Raw genomic sequence first — 16,335 nt, forward strand, 5'->3', positions numbered from 1 at the left:
CCCGGCGCCTCCGGCCGCCCCACCCCCGGCACAGCAGCCCGTGCCGCCCGCTCAGCAGGCGCCGCCTCCGGCCCAAGCCCCGGCGCCCGCTCCGGCTCCCGCACCCGCACCTTCGCCGACGGACCCGGCGCGTCCGTCGATGTCGGCATCGACCCCGCCCGGTGGGGTCCAGCTCAGGCCCGGTGTGCCGGCCAACCTGCCGATCACCGTGCGCAACGACGGTGGGGCGAAGTCCGAGCCCGTGGCGGTTTCCCTGGATCTGCCGAACGGGGTGCGGGCCGTTCCCGCCGCCGGTGGCGGCGCGGTCGGCGCCGACGGCTTCCGGCGGCAGGCGCCCGCCACGATCGCGGTGAGCTGCCCCGGCGGCACGGGCACGGTGACCTGCCGGACCGGTACCGGCCTCGAACCGGGCCAGTCCGCGGTGCTGACGTTCCGGCTGCTCGCCGACGAAACGGCCAAGGACGGCAGCGTGGTCCGAGGATCGGTGACGGCGGGCGCGCAGATCAACGTCCGGGTCGAGGTGCAGGTCAAGGTGCCGGCACCACCGAAACCCCCGGAGCCGCGGGACGACCTCACCCTGACGGCCAGGAGCGTCGGCCTGTCCGGGTTCCCCTGGAACCGCAACCCGCTGCTGAACATCAGCGTGAAGAACACGGGCGAGACGACGAAGCCGGTGACGATCACGCTCGATCACCGCATTCTCTACTCGTCGAGCTTCTCCGGCATCCGTTGCACACCGACCGGCGAAGGTGCGTCGTGCACTTCGCGAGGCGCGCTGGCTCCGGGGCGCCAGGCGAACCTGATGGTGACGCTGAAGGGCCGTCCGCCGGCGCATGTCCCGGTGACGGTGAACGCCACCCTCGGCGCTGCCAAGGCGAAGCCGGTCGAGGTCTACTTCGACTGCTGGCACCACTGGTGTGACGACGACGCGCTCCTTCCGTCGACCACGGTGCCTTCGCTGCCTTCGGTCACCTCGAAGCCTTCGGGCGCTCCGGACACGACGAAGCCCGGGCGACCGGGGTGGCCCGTTCCGACGAAGAAGCCTCTGACGTCCGTGTCGCCTTCGGCGCCTGCACAGCGGGAGCCGTCCCAGCCGGCGGAGACGACCACGACCACGAGCGCGCCGCCGCAGCCCGGCAAGTCCAAGCCGTCCACGCGGCCCAACGGAGTGGTCGACCGCATTTTCCAGTAGCGTCGCCCGCATGCGGGGGAGCATCGCGAACTGCTGCGGTTCGCACTGGTCGGCGGCGCGAGCTTCGTCATCACGATGACGATCACCTACGGGCTCAAGTTCACCGTGCTCACCGATAAGCCGGTCACCGCGCTGGTCATCGGCGTATTGGTGGCGACCGTGTTCTCGTACGTCGCGAATCGTGAATGGTCCTTTCGCAGCCGCGGCGGGCGTGAGCGAGCCCACGAAGCGGCGCTCTTCTTCCTGCTCAGCGCGATCGCGCTCGGCCTCAACGCGCTTCCACAGCTGGTTTCGCGGTACGTGTTCAAGCTGGAGCAGCCGTATGTCGGGCTGCTGACCCAGGAGATCGCCGACTTCGTCAGCGGCGTGATCGTCGGCACCCTGCTCGGCACGGCTTTCCGCTGGTGGTCGTTCAAGAAGTGGGTCTTCCCTGAGGCGGACGCCCGGCCGCGGCTGCTGCGAGGTGGCGGGCGGGAGATTTCCGACATTCCCGACGATTCCGCCGCCTGATCCGCCCGCCGGGCGGTAGCAAAGGTCCCTTGCTCTCTTTCCGCAGGCGCGGCGTGTCGCGAAAGCCACTTTCGGGACATCAGACGTCGCGAAAGTGGCGTCGCGAAAGCCACTTTCGGGACATCAGACGTCGCGAAAGTGGCTTTCGCGACACGAGCGCAGGGCAAGGGCCGACCCAGGCCAAGAACCGCTGACTCACGACCCCCACCGAACCGCCCAAAGCGTCATATATCGCGCTGTCCATCCCCTGCCGACCCGTTCGGCGGGCGCCGCGAATTAGACTGATCCGGTGACCGTGGTCGAATCCGTCCTCTCCAGGACGCCCGAGCCGCTCCGATCCGTGCTGATCAAGCACCGTGAGCTGTTGAAGTTCGCGATCGTGGGCGGCACGACGTTCCTGGTCGACAACGGCGTCTGGTACCTGCTGAAACTCAGCGTGCTGGAGTCGAAGCCGACCACGGCGAAGGCCATCGCGATCATCGTCGCGACGATCGTGTCCTACATCCTCAACCGCGAGTGGTCCTTCCGGACCCGCGGCGGCCGCGAACGGCATCACGAAGCGGCGCTCTTCTTCGTGATCAGCGGCATCGCCGTGGTGGTCAACCTGATTCCGCTCTACACGTCGCGCTACATCTTCGACCTCGAAGTGCCGCACGTGACGCGGTTGGTCCAGGAGCTGGCGGACTTCACCAGCGGGTCGATCATCGGCATGCTGCTGGCGATGTTCTTCCGCTTCTGGGGATTCAAGAAGTGGGTCTTCCCGGATGAGCTGGGCAAACGCCGCCGGGACAGCGACGAGCCGGACGACGACGTCGTTCCCCTGCGCTAAGTACTTGTCACAAGACATGTGATTGTCTAAGGTCATCCATGTCAACGTTCCTTCACTGATGACGCCGGCCGGGTTCGTACGGTCGAGCGGGACGAATCCGAGGTGATCGCCAAGCGCGAAGAGGACCGCATCCGGTTCGGATGACGGTTGAGCCTTTTCCCGTCTTGGCGGGGATCCGGGGCTGCTTTCGAGCACTGCCCCGCGTCCCTCGCGTTCCCTCGTTTCTTCCAGTGAATGGATCTCTTCCTTGAGCACCGCTCTCGGCGCGCCGCCGCGCGCCCGAAACACCCTTGCCCTCGTCGGGCTCTTCGCCGCCGTCTTCCTGGCGATGCTCGACGCCCAGGTCGTCGCGACCGCGCTGCCGCGCATGGTCGGTGAGCTCGGCGGCGCCGCGTCGTTCGCCTGGGTCACCACCGCCTACCTGCTCGCGGGCAGCGTCAGCGCGCCCGTCCACGGAAAACTCGGCGACCTCTTCGGCCGCAAGCGCGTCGTGCTCGCCGCGATCGCGCTGTTCGTCCTCGGCTCCCTCGCCTGCGCGCTCGCGCCGACGATGCCGCTGCTGATCGCCGCCCGCGTACTTCAGGGCATCGGCTCCGGCGGCCTGTTCGTCGCCGTCGCCGCGATCATCGGCGAACTGTTCCCGGGACGCGAAGGCGCCCGCTACTTCGCCTGGTTCTCGATCTGCTTCGCCGGGTCCTCGCTCGCGGGCCCTGTCGTCGGCGGCGTCCTGACCGACGTCGTGGGCTGGCGGTCGATCTTCGGCCTCAACGTGCCGATCGGGCTGGCCGCGTTCGGTGTCGTCGCGCGCTACCTGCGCCTCGAACGACGCCGGACGACCGCGCCGTTCGACCTCGCGGGCATCGTCGTCCTCTCCGGCGCGATCGTCGGCCTGACCCTGGCGACGCCGCTGTCGGCCTCGATCGGCGCGGTGCTGCTCGTCGCGTTCCTGCTCATCGAACGCCGGGCTGCCGAACCGGTGATCCCGCTGCGGCTGTTCCGCTCCAGGATGTTCAGCCTGAGCGTGCTGGCCAGCGCGGCCGCCGGGTTCGTCTTCCTGGGTTCGGTCAACTATCTGGCGCTTTTCCTGCAGACCGCGGGCGGCGCCGGGCCTTCGGAAGCCGGACTCCTGCTGCTGCCCATGACGCTCGCGGTCGCCGCGTCGTCGATGGTCGCGGGCAGGGTCATCGCCAAGACCGGCGCCTATCGCTGGGCACCGATCCTCAGCATGGTCCTCGGCCTCGCCGCCGCGCTCGCGATGTCCACAATGGACGAAACGACGCCATTGCCGATCGTCGTCGCCTATCTCGTCGTGTTCGGCGCGGCGGCCGGGCTCAACATGCAGGTGCTTTCCATGGCGGCGCAGCAGAACGCCGCCAGGACCGATCTCGGCGCGGTTTCGGCGACCGTCGGTTTCCTGCGATCCCTCGGCACCACGGCCGGGCTGACCGTTTTCGGCGCGGTGTTCACGAACGCCTTCACCGACGACAGTCCCGCCGCTTACTCGTCCGCGCTGAACGGCGTGTTCTGGGTGATGGTCCCCGCCCTGGCCGTCGGCCTCGCCGCATCCCTCTTCCTGCCGCGCGTTTCGTTGCGGCACAACAACTAAGGAGTCTTCCGATGATTCTCGTCCTCGGTTCCACCGGCAAAATCGGCCGCGAGCTCGTCCCCGCGCTGCTGGACAGGGGCGCTCGCGTGCGTGCCCTGACGCGCGACCCCGCCCGCGCCCGGATCGATCCGCGCGCCGAGGTCGCCGCCGGTGATCTCGACGCCTTCGACCCCGCGCTGCTCGACGGTGCCGACCGCGTGTTCGTGCTGACCTCCGGGCACGGCTCGGACCCGCTCGCCCAGGAGCGGGCCGTGCTCGAGGCCGCCACCGGCGTCTCGCACGTCGTCAAGCTCTCCACGACCGGCGTCCACTTCGGACAGACCGACCCCATCTCCCTCGTGCACGCCGAGGCCGAACGAGCCGTCCGCGAAGCCGGGCCGGACTGGACGATCCTGCGTCCCGGCACGTTCATGGACAACCGGTTCGCGTGGCTGCACGCCGTGCGCGATGACGGGGTGGTCCGCGTAACCGAAGGCGATCCTGCGTCCGCGCTGGTGCACGTCCGCGACATCGCCGAAGTCGCCGCGACCGTGTTGACCACCGATGGGCACGCGGGCAGGACGTACCCGATCACCGGCGGCGAAGCGCTCACGACGCGGCGGCAGGTCGAGATCCTCGGCGAGGCGCTCGGGCGGCCGCTGACGTACGTCGAAGAGCCCGAAGCCGCTTCGCGGGCGAGGATGCTCGGGTACGGCTGGCCCGCTTCGGCGGTTGATGGGCTCTTCGAGCTCAAGCGGCAGTCGGCCGGCAACGAGGAGATCGTGTTCGACACCGTTCGCGAGCTGCTGGGGCGGGAGCCGCTGACGTTCGCGGACTGGGCTCGGGAGCACGCCGCCGCGTTCGCCTGACCTGCGTAAAGGGAGCAAGGGACCTTTGCTACCGCCTGGCTCCGGCCGGTCCGTGAAGGCCTCCTTACCTACCTTCAGGGTAGGCAAGGAGGCCTTCACGGACTTGAGACCCGAACTTGCGCCGAAAGGGTTAATGGGTTGGGCGAGCCACCGCGATTACGCGATACTCATCAGGCGTTTAATTTCCGCCGGTCCGCTGTCCGGACCACGCGTTGTCCACCGAGCGGCCCTCTCGCTAACGTGCCGCGTCGGGGAGACAGGGGGGAACCGTATGAACGAACGCCTTCGTGTGCTCGTGGTCGACGACCATCCGCTGTTCCGGTTCGGGGTCTGCACGCTGCTCGCCAACGAACCGCTGGTCGACGTGGTCGGCGAAGCCGCGAGTGGCGCGCACGCGATCAGCGCGGCGAGCGCGCTCCGGCCCGATGTCGTGGTCATGGACCTGCATCTGCCCGATATCAGCGGCGCCGAAGCGACCCGGCACATCGTCGCCGAACGGCCGGACGTCGGTGTGCTCATGCTGACCATGGCGGACGAGAGTGAATCCGTGTTCTCGGCGATGCGGGCCGGAGCCCGCGGATATCTGCTGAAGGACGCGGAGCCCGACGAAATCATCCGCGCCGTTCACGCCGTCGCGAGGCGCGAAGCGATCTTCGGGCCGGACATCGCGACGCGCGTTCTCGGCTTCTTCAACCACGCGCAGCCGAGCACGGACACGGTGTTCCCGGAACTCACCGTCCGCGAGAGAGAGGTCCTCTCCCTCATCGCGGGCGGGCACAGCAACACCGCCATCGCCAGCACTCTCTGTCTCAGCCCGAAAACCGTGCGGAACCATATTTCGAATGTCTTCAGCAAGCTCCACGTCGCGGATCGCGCCGAAGCGATCGTCCGTGCCCGCGAAGCGGGGTTGGGCCGGTGAAAAAGCGACCCCGATAAGGGCGGCTTTTCGGGCAATTCCGGGACCGGAGTCCCATGCGCTCGGGACACCTCGCCCGGCAGGGTGAGTAGCGCGAGGGGTGGGACCCTCGCACCGTTCGAGGGGAATGGGAATCACATGTTCGAACCGAACAGGACACCGGTGGTCGTCCGCGCCACCGATCCGATTTTGCACAACGGCGTCTGCATGACGCTCCGCTCCCGTGACGACGTCTGGCTGGTGGACGGGGAGACCGCCGACCCGACCATGGTGGCCCTCCTGGTCACCGACCGCCTCGACGAGGCCATGACGCAACTGCTGTCCGCGCTGCACCACCAAGGATTCACCCGCATCGTGCTCATCGCGGGTGAAGTCGACGACAACGAGATCCTCAGCGCCATCGAACACGGTGTCTGCGCGGTCGCCCGCCGGTCCGAAGCGGGCGCCGACGTCCTGGTCCGGCTGATCAAGGCGGCCGCGGCCGGGGAAGGCGCGCTGCCGCCCGACCTGCTCGGCAGGCTGCTGCACCGGGTCTCGCGGCTGCAACGCCAGGTGCTGCAGCCGCGCGGCCTGCATTTCGGCGGCATGAGCAGCCGGGAGACCGAGGTGCTCAAGCTGGTCGCGTCGGGGTTCTCGACACAGGAGATCGCGGACCAGCTTTGCTATTCGCAGCGCACGGTGAAGAGCATCCTGCACGACGTGACCAACCGGTTCCAGCTCCGGAACCGCTCGCACGCGGTGGCCTACGCACTGCGTGAGGGATTGATCTGACCCCGTGATCAGCCAGGTCGACGAGGCGCTGTGCCTGCTCATCGCGCCCCATCTGCCGGAGGGGACGGTGGTCCGGCTGGATCCGCCGAAACCCACTTGGCAGACCGAGACGCGGGTGTCGAGCGTCGATCTGTTCCTCTTCGCCCTGCACGGCGCCGGCCCGGAAACCGGCGCCGTGCGGGGGCAGCGGTGCGAACTGTCCTATTTGGTCACCGCGCAGGCGGACAAGGTCCGGGACGAGCACACCCTGCTCGACCGCTCGCTGCGGATCCTGCTCGGGACGGAGTTCCTCATGGTCGGCGACCAGCAGGCGCGGATGGCGCTCGGGCGAACCGATCCGACCGGGCTGTGGGCGGGCCTCGGCCTGCCCGCCCGTGCGGCGTTCGTCGTCACGGTCACGGCGGAGTACCGAGACTGAGCACCGACGACCGCCGCAGGACCACCCCGCCGATGGACGACAGCTGTCCGCCGAAGAGCTCGCACCATTCGGCGGCCGTCTCGGGCAGGCCGCATTCACCGGCCCGCTTCGCCCATCCCGCCCGGACTTCGAGGCGGTAGCCGAGGATGCCGGTCAGGGTCAGCCCGTTCCGGCTGGCTCCGACGCCGCACATGCCCCGGTAGAGCCGGGCGTCCGGCGGCCGGAATTCGGCGCTCTGCTGGACGAACCGGTGTCCCGCCACCCCGGTCACGGTCGCGACCGGAGTGTCGATCCCGCTGACGAACAGCCCTTTCGACAACAGATCCAAGGCTTCCGCCTCCATCCGCTCCACCACACCGGGCGGGCGGCGGCACGCGTACAGCGCACCGTCGAAGGACAACCCCACGGTGACCCTCACCTTGCCGATCTCCAGGGTCGCCGCGGCCACCGGACTCACCGGCGGGTGGTACCGGAACGCCGTCGCACGCACCCCTCGAAGGTAGGTCGGCGCGCTTCCGGGGGCTTGCCCGATCGGGACGTCCTTGGGGAGGTCTTAGCGCGGGACCCGCTCGGCAGGCCAGCGCACCTCGGCCACGTCGCCCGGCCGGGGCACCTTCAGGAAGAGGCTGAACACCGCGGGCTGCTTGCTCGACAGCTCCAGCCTGCCGCCGTCTGCCTCGATGAGCGCGCGGGCGAGCGCGAGCCCGACACCGGTCGACCCGCCGCCGGAGAAACCGCGTTCGAAGATATGCGGCGCGAGCTCGTCGGGCACACCCATTCCGGTGTCGGCGACCTCGATGACGACGGTGCCTTCCGTGTCGCCTCGCCGAGCGGCGAGCGTGACCGTTCCCGCGCCGTGGCGCAGCGCGTTGTCGAGCAGGACGCCGACGACCTCGCGCAACCGGCCCGGCGTCGCCCTGGCCCTCAGCCCGTCTGTGACGCGGATCCGCAGATGCCTTCCTTCGGCGCGAAGCAACTGTCGCCACTCTTCGGAGACTTCGGGAAGCACTTCCTGCAGGTTCACCGGTTCGGCGCCGACCTCGCGTGCCGCCCGTGCGGCGGCCAGCAGTTCGTCGAGGGCCTCGGCGAGCCGGTCGGCCTGTTCCTGCGCGGCCTTCGCCTCATCGACGACGTCCTGATCGGAGTGGATGGTGAGCGGTTCCAGCCGCAGCTGCAACGCGGTCAGCCTGCTCCGCAGCTGGTGGGAAACGTCGCCGACGAGCTGTCGTTCCCGCTGGACGAGCTGCGCGAGCGCCGAACCGGACGCGTCGAGCGCCTCGGCGACCATGTCGAGTTCACCGACGCCGTAGCGTTTGGGATCCGGCCGGAAATCGCCGCCGCCGAGTTTGACCGCGCGATCCGCGACGTGTCTCAGTGGTTTCGCGAGCCTTCGCGCGGTCACCGTCGCGACCACCGTGCCGGTGCCCACCGACAGCACGACCAGCAGCACCACCAGCAGGGTGACCTGGGTCTGGCGCGTGCGCATCGGCCCGGCGGGCACGGCCAGCTCGACCTCGCCGTGCAACGCGATCGGCGCCTTCTCGGACACCACGTCGGAGCCCGGGTCGGAGCCGTACCGTTTTTCGATCTGTCCCTGGGCGCGGACGGTCAGCAGCCCGCCCTGCGGGACGCCCACGCGGACCAGGTCGAGGTTGATCGGCTGGCCGACGGCGATCTCGTTGTCCAGCGTCGCCGCGATCCCGCGTGCCGAAGAGGCCAGATTCTCCCGGTTGAGGTTCTCGACCAGCTGCCACGCGGTGATCCCCAGCGGGATGCCCAGCACCGCCGCGGTGACCGCGACGGCGAGCAGGATCGCCAGGAGGATGCGGCGGCGCATGCTATTCCGCGTTGAAGCGGAAGCCGACGCCGCGGACCGTGGCGATCCGCCGTTCGCCGTCGCCGTTCCCGCCGGGTTTGCCCGACCGGCCCGCGGCTTCGTCGGCCGCGATGGCGAGCTTCCGCCTGAGCCACGACATGTGCATGTCGAGTGTCTTCGAGGTCTTCGATTCGAGGTCGTTCCACACCTCGGCGAGGATCTCGTCGCGGCTGACCACCTGGCCCGCGCGGCTCATCAGTACGCGGAGCAGCTCGAATTCCTTGTTCGCCAGCTGCACCTCGTGCAGGTCCACGGTGACCATCCGGGCGCCGAGGTCCATCCGCACTCCCCCGGCTTCGAGCACGTCGGGCGCCCGGCGGCGGAGCAGGGCCCGGATACGGGCCAGCAGTTCGGCCAGCCGGAACGGCTTGGCGACATAGTCGTCGGCGCCGGCGTCGAGCCCGACCACGAAGTCGACCTCGTCGGTGCGCGCGGTGAGCATCAGCACCGGCACCTCGGTGCCGCTGGCGCGCAGGCGGCGGCACACCTCGAGCCCGTCCATCCCGGGCAGTCCGAGATCGAGGACCAGCAGGTCCACCCGGTCGCTCTCGGTCGCGTCGAGGGCGGCGGGCCCGTCGCCGACGACCCGCACGTCGTACCCCTCCCGCTGGAGTGCGCGGGAAAGCGGATCGGCGATGGCCGGGTCGTCCTCGGCGAGTAGCACCATGCTCACCTGGCCAACTCTACGACTGCCGGGCGTGAAACCATCGTCACCGTGCCTGGCTACGAGAATGATCTGGAACTCGCCACCCGGCTGGCCGACGCCGCCGACGCCATCACCACCGCCCGGTTCCGCGCGCTCGACCTCGCGGTGGAACGCAAACCCGACCGGACACCGGTCACCGACGCGGACACCGCCGTCGAGGACGCCATCCGCGCGATCCTCGCCACGGACCGGCCGGACGACGCGGTGCTCGGCGAGGAACGCGGCGGCACCGCGGCGACCGGCCGCGCCTGGGTGCTCGACCCGATCGACGGGACCAAGAACTTCCTGCGCGGGGTCCCGGTCTGGGCGACGCTGATCGCGCTGGTCGAAGACGGCACGCCCGTGGTGGGCATGATCAGCGCGCCGCTGCTCGGCCGCCGCTGGTGGGCCGCCGACGGCGACGGCGCCTGGATGAGCGACTCCGCCGGGGCACGCCGCATCTCGGTGTCGAAGGTCGCCTCGCTCGAAGACGCGTATCTGTCCACAACGGACCTGAACTCGTGGGTGGAGTACCACTCCCGCGAGAAGTACCTCGATCTCGTCAACGCCTGCTGGGAAAGCCGCGCGTTCGGCGATTTCTGGCACCACTGCCTGGTCGCCGAGGGCGCGCTCGACGTCACCGCGGAATGCATCGTGAACCCGTGGGACGTCGCCGCGGCGCAGGTGCTGATCACCGAAGCCGGTGGCCGGTTCAGCGACCTGAACGGCGAAGCGCGCTACGACAACGGCTCGGCGCTTTCGACGAACGGCCTGCTGCACGACGAGGTCTTGGCGATCCTGAAGCGCTGACCGCTCGGGCGTCGGGGTGTGTCGCGAAAGCCACTTTCGGGACATCAGGCGTCGCGAAAGTGGCTTTCGCGACACGGCCACCATATCACGCCACNGGGGGGGGGGGGGGGGGGCCGGCGGGCGCGGGGGGCCCGGCGCCCCGCCCCCCCCCCCCCCCCCCCCCCCCCCCCCCCCCCCCCCCCCCCCCCCCCCCCCCCCCCCCCCCCACACCGGGGCTGCCGGGCTGGCTGGGAAGGGTGCCAGGGGCAGCGAGTTGCGAAAGTGGCTTTCGCAACTCCCCTAGGGTCAACGGGTCACTGCGCCCCAGGCAGCAGGCCGACGGCACCGCGCGCGACCTGCGACCAGGCCAGACGTCCGAAAAGGTAGTGGCAGGCGACCTGCTCGCTGGTGAACCGGGCCCAGTCGTACCGGTTGCCCTGCTCGCGCCAGAAGACCTCCCAGGCCGCTTCGGCGCCTTCCTCCTCGGTGCGCATGAGGCACCACGCGTTGTCCGCCTCCGCGCCGACCGACACCACCTCGGGCGGCACACCCAACGCGGCCAGCCACCGCAGGATCGTCCCCGTGTTCACCGAACCTCCCCCGTGACGTCCGCCAGGAAGCCCAGCGTGACGAGTTCATCGGCGCCCAGCACCGTGCGGAAGCACACCCCGCCGCCGGGCTGGCCGAACCATCCCGCGGTCACCGAGCGCCAGACCGGCAGTGCCCGCGCGACGCGGTAACGCCGGTACGAGGTGACCTGATCGGGTGGCAGCGAACGCATCGAAAACAAGGTCGCGTCCTCGGCGAACACCCGGCCGTGCTGATCCCCGAAGCGGTCGAGATGGGTGCCCACCTCGAGCATCACCGGCCTCGCCGGAACGGCGTCGTCCGGCCACAGGTAACCCGTCTCAGTCACGAAACGCGCTTTCCAGTCCTCTTCGGACATTCCGCCCCACGGATCGTGGCCCCTGGTCAACTCCGCCGGGGGCGCGACGCCCGGAGCCGTCGGCGAGCGCCGGAAACCGCTGCTGACGTGGGACAACGCGTCCAGGTCGTCGAGCACGTCCGCCTCAGGATGGTCCTGCGGGCCGGAACCGCCGTCGGGGAGCGGCAACTGGCGCGCGGGTTTCGCCATCGCCACCGGCAGATGCCCGATGGGGAACATGTGCACGAGGAACAGCGCGATCACGCTCTCCCGCTCGGTCCGCAAGGCCCCCATCGGAGGTGGAGCGGCGGGCTGGGGCGGAAACGGCACGCGCAGCGGCGCCACCGCGGGCGGCCACGGCGAAGGCGCGTACGGCGCGCGCGCCCCGTGCGGCGGGGTCGGGGCGTCGTACTCGGCAGGCAGCCGGATCGGGCCCGTGCCGGCCTCGCTCGGATCGGTCACCGCACCTCCCCCAAGGAATCGGACCCCACCGGTGATCGGGGGAGGCAGCGGACAGGACGCGTCACGACCTTAGCGCCGACCGTCGTTCTCGTCGGCGAATACCCGCAAGCGCATCAAAGCCCGCGCGGGGCGCGGCCGCCGTCCGCGAGTCCGGCGAACCTCATCCGGCGAGCGCGTTGACCACCCGGGACGGGCTAGGCCTGCCCAGCTTCCCGGCCATCCACTTGCTCGTCGCCACCAGCGCGTCGAGATCGACACCGGTTTCGACGCCGAGACCGTCGAGCATCCACACCAGGTCTTCGGTGGCGAGGTTCCCGGTGGCCGATTCGGCGTACGGGCAACCGCCGAGCCCGCCGGCCGAGGAGTCCACAGTGGACACACCGCAGCGAAGGGCGGCGAGCGTGTTCGCCAGCGCCTGGCCGTAGGTGTCGTGGAAATGGACGGCCAGGGTGCCGACGTCGGCGAACTGCCCGATCAGCGCCTCGACCTGACCCGCGGTGGCGACGCCGATGGTGTCGCCGAGCGAGAGCTGCGAGCAGCCGAGGTCGAGGAGCCGTTTACCCACCCCGGCGACCTGCGCGGCCGGGACGGCACCCTCCCACGGATCACCGAAGCACATCGACACGTATCCGCGGACGTCGAGGCCTTCGGCGCGCGCCCTGGTGACGACCGGCTCGAACATCGCGAACTGGTCGTCCACCGTCGAGTTGAGGTTCTTCTTGGCGAAGGTTTCGGTGGCGCTGGCGAAGATCGCGATATGCGAGACCCCGGCCTCCAGCGCCCTGTCCAGCCCGCGCTCGTTCGGGACGAGCACCGGATACCGGACGCCTTCGCGCTTTTCCAGCCCCGCCAAGAGTTGCTCGGCGTCGGCCAGCTGCGGCACCCACTTCGGGCTCACGAAACTGGTCGCCTCGAGCGTGGTCAGCCCGGCGGCGGCGAGTTTGTCCAGGAACTCCAGTTTGACCTCGACCGGGACGATCGACTTCTCGTTCTGGAGACCGTCACGCGGGCCGACCTCCCAGATCGTCACCCGCTCCGGCAGCGCGGCGGCCGACGGGACGCGGTCGGGCAGCCCCAGCTCTCGCGTGCCCATCAGCGGCGCCGGTTTCCGCGCGGCGGGTGCCCCTGCGGCGGAAGCGGCTCGGTCTGCTGCGGCGCACCCGGCGCGAAGTCGTCGTACGGGTTGTCGTTGACTTCGCGGTAGATGACCGTGTGCACCCGCTCGACCTTGGGGATGTCGTCGAACTTCAGCGGTTCGTCCGAAGCGGACTCGATCACCAGCGTGCCGCAGCCGAACACGCGGTCCAGCAGCCCGTGCTCGAACTGGACGCTGTTGATCCGCGACAGCGGGATGTCGATCCCGGTCCGCTTAAGCACACCTTCACGGGCGATCAGCCGGTCCGTGGTCACGATGAAATGCGTCGTGCGCCAGCGGACGAACGGCGCCAGGAAGAGCCACACGACGAGACCGAGCCCGACCGCGGCGATCGCGATCTCGGAGATCAGGTCCCACGGGGCCGTCGCGTCCTTCGCGACGACGGCCAGCCAAATGCCCACGCCGAGCGTCACGATCAGCGCGAGGAACGGGAAGATCAGCATCTTGAAATGCGGGTGACTGTGCACCACGACGTGCTCGTTTTCGCTGAGCAAATCGTCCGGATAGGCCACGACGGACGCTCCCAAAGTGTGTTCGGCGCTGGTGAGCTCACCGTACCGGCGAACGGTCCCCGCGGAAGAGGAGACGCCGGAAATCGAGACGCACGGATCAGGCCTTGGCGGGCCGCACGTGGACGACGTCGCCGGCGAACACCGTGTACCGCTCACCACCCGGAACGTCGACCTGGAGCTGGCCCGCGGGATCGATGTCGGCGGCGCGCCCGGTCAGCGCCGAGCCGTCGGGCAACTGGACCTCGACGTCCTGGCCCAGCGTGGCGCAGTACCGCCGGTAGTCCCCGAGCAGCCCGGCCTCGGCGAGCGACCCGCCGGCGAGCCGCCAGCGGCGTTCGAGCTCGTCGAAACCGGTGAGCAGCCGCGAGGCGATCTCGGCGCGATCGGTCTCGGTCGCGCCCTGCTCGGCCAGCGAGGTCGCGGGCAAGCCGCCGGGCCCGGCGGGGACGTTCTCGCCGAGCGGCAGCACGTTCAGGCCGATGCCGAGGATCACGGTGGTCTCGTCACCGGCGACGGCCTCGGCCAGGATGCCCGCGCATTTGGCGCGCTCGGGGCCGGCGAGGACGTCGTTCGGCCACTTGAGGACGGCGTCGACGCCGATGCCCGCGGCGACCTCCCGCACCGCGAGGCCCGCGACCACGGAAAGTGAACCCAAATTGGCGAACGGGACGCCGCCGGGACGCAGCAGGACACTGACGTAGAGGCCCGATCCCTTCGGCGAGGCCCACTGCCGCGCGCGGCGGCCGACCCCGGCCGTCTGCTCTTCGGCGATCAGCACGGTGCGGTCTCCGGCGCCCTTCGTGGCGGCTTCCCGCAGGTCGGCGTTGGTGGACCCGGTGCTCTCCACGACCTGGATCGCGGCGTACCGGCCGGACAGCGTGGCACTCAGGCGCCCGGCGTCGAGCGCTCCCGTCTCACTCATTCGTCCAGAATATGAGAGTCCCCCTAACGTGCAAGGCGTTCGCTCGTTACGCAGAGGTGGTCTCCAATAACCTGGACGGCGTGACTGAGCCCGACCCGGCCCCGAGCGCGCCCGAAACCAGCCGGAAGAAGTCGTGGGCGCACGGCGTGGCGATGCGTGGCCTGGTCGCCCTCCCCCTGGTCGCGGGGCTCGCGACGGCGGGCTGGCTGCTCGCGGGCGGCAACGATCCCGTGCCGGCGGACGGGCGCCAGCCGATCGCCGTTCCCGCCGCCAAGCAGGATCCGGCCACCGTCGGCGGCGGTGCCGGTCCATCGGTGCTCGAAGTCAGCGCGCCGGTGAAGGCGCAGGAGACGCCGAAGGGCGCCCGGCCGCTCGAAGAGTGGGCCGGCAAGCTCGCCGGGGCGCTCGACATCCCGGCGAAGTCGCTCATGGGGTACGCCAACGGCGAACTGGCGCTGCGCGGCGAGCAGCCGAACTGTCACCTGTCCTGGGTAACCCTCGCCGGGATCGGCGCGGCGAGCTCGAACCACGGACGCGGCGGCGACAACCCCCTCGGCCTTTCGGCGCAGCAGTGGAAGAAGCACGGCGCGTCGATCCCCGGTATCGCGAAACCCGCGATCACCGATCCCGACTCCGCGTCGGTCGCCGCCGGCCGCGCCCTGTGTGCCTCCGGGGCCGACCTCGGCGGCGGCAACGGCTGGTGGAAGGCCATCGCCGGCTACCAGGGCGGCAAGGGCAACGACGCCGAACTGTTCCGCCAGCGCGTGCTGGGCAACGCCCAGCTGTACGCGACCCTGTCCCTCGACCCGGCCCGTGCCGGCAGCCCCGCCGTGAAGGCGACCCGGTTCGCCCTCGGCCAGCTGGGCCTTCCGTACGTGTGGGGCGGCAACGGCCCCGAGGCGGGCGCGGCGGGCTTCGACTGCTCCGGTCTGACCAAGAAGTCCTACGACGAAGCCGGGATCTCGCTCCCGCGGACCGCGGACAGCCAGTTCCGGGCGCTGCCGCAGGTGTCCGGCGAGCCGAAACTCGGCGACCTCGTGTTCTACGGGAACCCGGCGACGCGGATCCACCATGTCGGGCTGTACCTCGGGAACGGGCTGATGATCAACGCGCCCACCCAGGGCCAGGCGATCCAGATCCACACGTATCACTCGAAGGGCGACGACTACACCGGCGCGGGGCGGCCCGCGAATTAGGCCGCGCCGAACGCCATGTCGGAAAACCGCCAGCCACGCCGGTGATCCTTTCGTAGCGTCCGGACATGCGCATTCGACACCGTGACCGGGAGCCCCGGGTACACGCCGACGCCTACGTGGCACCGACCGCGACCCTCATCGGCGACGTGGAAGTGGCCGCCCACGCACGTGTCCTGTCGGGCGCCGTACTGGACGCCGAAGGCTCACGGGTGACGGTCGGCGAATACAGCATCATCGGCGAGCACGCCGTGCTCCGCGCGTCCGCGGTGGCCGGACCGCAACCGGTCGACGTCGGCGATCACGTACTCGTCGGCCCGCACGCGACCCTGCTGGGGTGCACGGTCGGCCGGTGCTCCTACCTGGCGACAGCGGTGACCGTGCTGCAGACCGCGCGGCTCGGCGAGGGCACCACCGTCGCGGTCGGCGCCCTGGTACACGCGCGCACCAAGACCCCGGCCGAGTACTTCGTGCCACCCTTCACGGTCGCGCTGGGCGACCCGGTCCGGCTGCTCGCCGCCGGCGACCCGGCCTTGCCCGACGCCATCCGCGAAGTGGGCTTCGCCGAAACAGCGTTCGGGGCCACGGCGACATGGACCGACCGGATCCGGCGCGCCGAACACGCCACCGAAACCCGCTCGGCCGAGTTCGGTGCCCACCGGGACGACGTCGTGCTCTGACCTCAACCGGCCAAGCCACCCTTGGGCCCCGGCACCGGCGGTTAC

At 70.1% G+C, this 16,335-nt stretch carries 19 protein-coding genes; 11 read left to right on the plus strand and 8 right to left on the minus strand.

The features are described from left to right. Nucleotides 1–139 precede the first annotated feature (139 nt). From ACXIZN_RS28415 to ACXIZN_RS28450, 8 genes are all read left to right on the plus strand, one after another. Nucleotides 140–1,192, plus strand: a complete 1,053-nt coding sequence (locus tag ACXIZN_RS28415; protein WP_457958054.1) for a hypothetical protein — start codon at nt 140–142, stop codon at nt 1,190–1,192. A 30-nt stretch (nt 1,193–1,222) separates the two neighbouring features. Beyond that, entirely contained in the window at nt 1,223–1,702 is a 480-nt protein-coding gene (locus tag ACXIZN_RS28420; RefSeq protein WP_457960619.1) for a GtrA family protein, read from the plus strand. Between the two features lie 289 nt (nt 1,703–1,991). Then, nucleotides 1,992–2,531 carry a GtrA family protein gene (locus tag ACXIZN_RS28425; RefSeq protein WP_457958055.1) on the plus strand — a complete coding sequence of 180 codons (540 nt, stop codon included), beginning with the start codon at nt 1,992–1,994 and terminating at the stop codon, nt 2,529–2,531. 247 nt (nt 2,532–2,778) lie between these two features. Continuing rightward, entirely contained in the window at nt 2,779–4,137 is a 1,359-nt protein-coding gene (locus ACXIZN_RS28430) for an MDR family MFS transporter (protein ID WP_457958056.1), read from the plus strand. Nucleotides 4,138–4,148: 11 nt separating this feature from the next. Then, nucleotides 4,149–4,985: an NAD(P)H-binding protein gene (locus ACXIZN_RS28435; protein ID WP_457958057.1), complete on the plus strand. Its 837-nt coding sequence runs from the start codon at nt 4,149–4,151 to the stop codon at nt 4,983–4,985. Between the two features lie 271 nt (nt 4,986–5,256). Beyond that, nucleotides 5,257–5,904 (plus strand): response regulator, encoded by a 648-nt coding sequence (locus tag ACXIZN_RS28440; protein WP_192746649.1) that lies wholly within the window; start codon nt 5,257–5,259, stop codon nt 5,902–5,904. A 135-nt stretch (nt 5,905–6,039) separates the two neighbouring features. Beyond that, nucleotides 6,040–6,672: a helix-turn-helix transcriptional regulator gene (locus ACXIZN_RS28445; RefSeq protein ID WP_034304824.1), complete on the plus strand. Its 633-nt coding sequence runs from the start codon at nt 6,040–6,042 to the stop codon at nt 6,670–6,672. Nucleotides 6,673–6,676: 4 nt separating this feature from the next. Next, nucleotides 6,677–7,090, plus strand: coding sequence for a hypothetical protein (locus ACXIZN_RS28450; RefSeq protein WP_126735182.1), 414 nt, complete (start codon nt 6,677–6,679; stop codon nt 7,088–7,090). Here the strand turns inward: ACXIZN_RS28450 and ACXIZN_RS28455 are convergent. The 3 genes from ACXIZN_RS28455 to ACXIZN_RS28465 all read right to left on the minus strand — a co-directional run bounded on the left by ACXIZN_RS28455 (nt 7,068) and on the right by ACXIZN_RS28465 (nt 9,633). Continuing rightward, nucleotides 7,068–7,580, minus strand: coding sequence for a hypothetical protein (locus tag ACXIZN_RS28455; RefSeq protein WP_457958059.1), 513 nt, complete (start codon nt 7,578–7,580; stop codon nt 7,068–7,070). The genes ACXIZN_RS28450 and ACXIZN_RS28455 overlap by 23 nt on opposite strands. A gap of 63 nt (nt 7,581–7,643) precedes the next feature. Next, nucleotides 7,644–8,927, minus strand: coding sequence for an ATP-binding protein (locus tag ACXIZN_RS28460; protein WP_457958061.1), 1,284 nt, complete (start codon nt 8,925–8,927; stop codon nt 7,644–7,646). A gap of 1 nt (nt 8,928) precedes the next feature. Further along, nucleotides 8,929–9,633, minus strand: a complete 705-nt coding sequence (locus ACXIZN_RS28465) for a response regulator transcription factor (protein WP_457960620.1) — start codon at nt 9,631–9,633, stop codon at nt 8,929–8,931. A 39-nt stretch (nt 9,634–9,672) separates the two neighbouring features. Between ACXIZN_RS28465 and hisN the strand changes: the two genes are divergently transcribed. Beyond that, nucleotides 9,673–10,461, plus strand: coding sequence for a histidinol-phosphatase (hisN, locus tag ACXIZN_RS28470; protein WP_457960621.1), 789 nt, complete (start codon nt 9,673–9,675; stop codon nt 10,459–10,461). Nucleotides 10,462–10,754: 293 nt separating this feature from the next. Here hisN and ACXIZN_RS28475 read toward each other — a convergent pair whose 3' ends face one another. The 5 genes from ACXIZN_RS28475 to ACXIZN_RS28495 all read right to left on the minus strand — a co-directional run bounded on the left by ACXIZN_RS28475 (nt 10,755) and on the right by ACXIZN_RS28495 (nt 14,417). After that, a complete protein-coding gene (locus ACXIZN_RS28475; RefSeq protein ID WP_457958062.1) occupies nt 10,755–11,030 on the minus strand; it encodes a hypothetical protein in 276 nt (91 codons plus the stop codon). Beyond that, nucleotides 11,027–11,827, minus strand: coding sequence for a TNT domain-containing protein (locus ACXIZN_RS28480; RefSeq protein ID WP_457958064.1), 801 nt, complete (start codon nt 11,825–11,827; stop codon nt 11,027–11,029). The genes ACXIZN_RS28475 and ACXIZN_RS28480 overlap by 4 nt, the downstream gene beginning before the upstream one ends. A gap of 160 nt (nt 11,828–11,987) precedes the next feature. Then, a complete protein-coding gene (locus ACXIZN_RS28485) occupies nt 11,988–12,920 on the minus strand; it encodes a hydroxymethylglutaryl-CoA lyase (protein WP_378442612.1) in 933 nt (310 codons plus the stop codon). Next, complete coding sequence (locus ACXIZN_RS28490) at nt 12,920–13,495, minus strand: PH domain-containing protein (protein WP_126735188.1); 576 nt, start codon at nt 13,493–13,495, stop codon at nt 12,920–12,922. The genes ACXIZN_RS28485 and ACXIZN_RS28490 overlap by 1 nt, the downstream gene beginning before the upstream one ends. A gap of 97 nt (nt 13,496–13,592) precedes the next feature. Beyond that, nucleotides 13,593–14,417, minus strand: coding sequence for a biotin--[acetyl-CoA-carboxylase] ligase (locus ACXIZN_RS28495; RefSeq protein WP_457958065.1), 825 nt, complete (start codon nt 14,415–14,417; stop codon nt 13,593–13,595). Between the two features lie 80 nt (nt 14,418–14,497). Between ACXIZN_RS28495 and ACXIZN_RS28500 the strand changes: the two genes are divergently transcribed. Together ACXIZN_RS28500 and ACXIZN_RS28505 are read left to right on the plus strand one after the other, a co-directional pair. Continuing rightward, nucleotides 14,498–15,613, plus strand: coding sequence for a C40 family peptidase (locus ACXIZN_RS28500; RefSeq protein ID WP_457958067.1), 1,116 nt, complete (start codon nt 14,498–14,500; stop codon nt 15,611–15,613). Between the two features lie 65 nt (nt 15,614–15,678). Further along, nucleotides 15,679–16,290, plus strand: coding sequence for a gamma carbonic anhydrase family protein (locus ACXIZN_RS28505; RefSeq protein ID WP_457958069.1), 612 nt, complete (start codon nt 15,679–15,681; stop codon nt 16,288–16,290). Nucleotides 16,291–16,335: the final 45 nt, after the last annotated feature.

The sequence above is a fragment of the Amycolatopsis sp. TRM77291 genome (assembly GCF_054166285.1).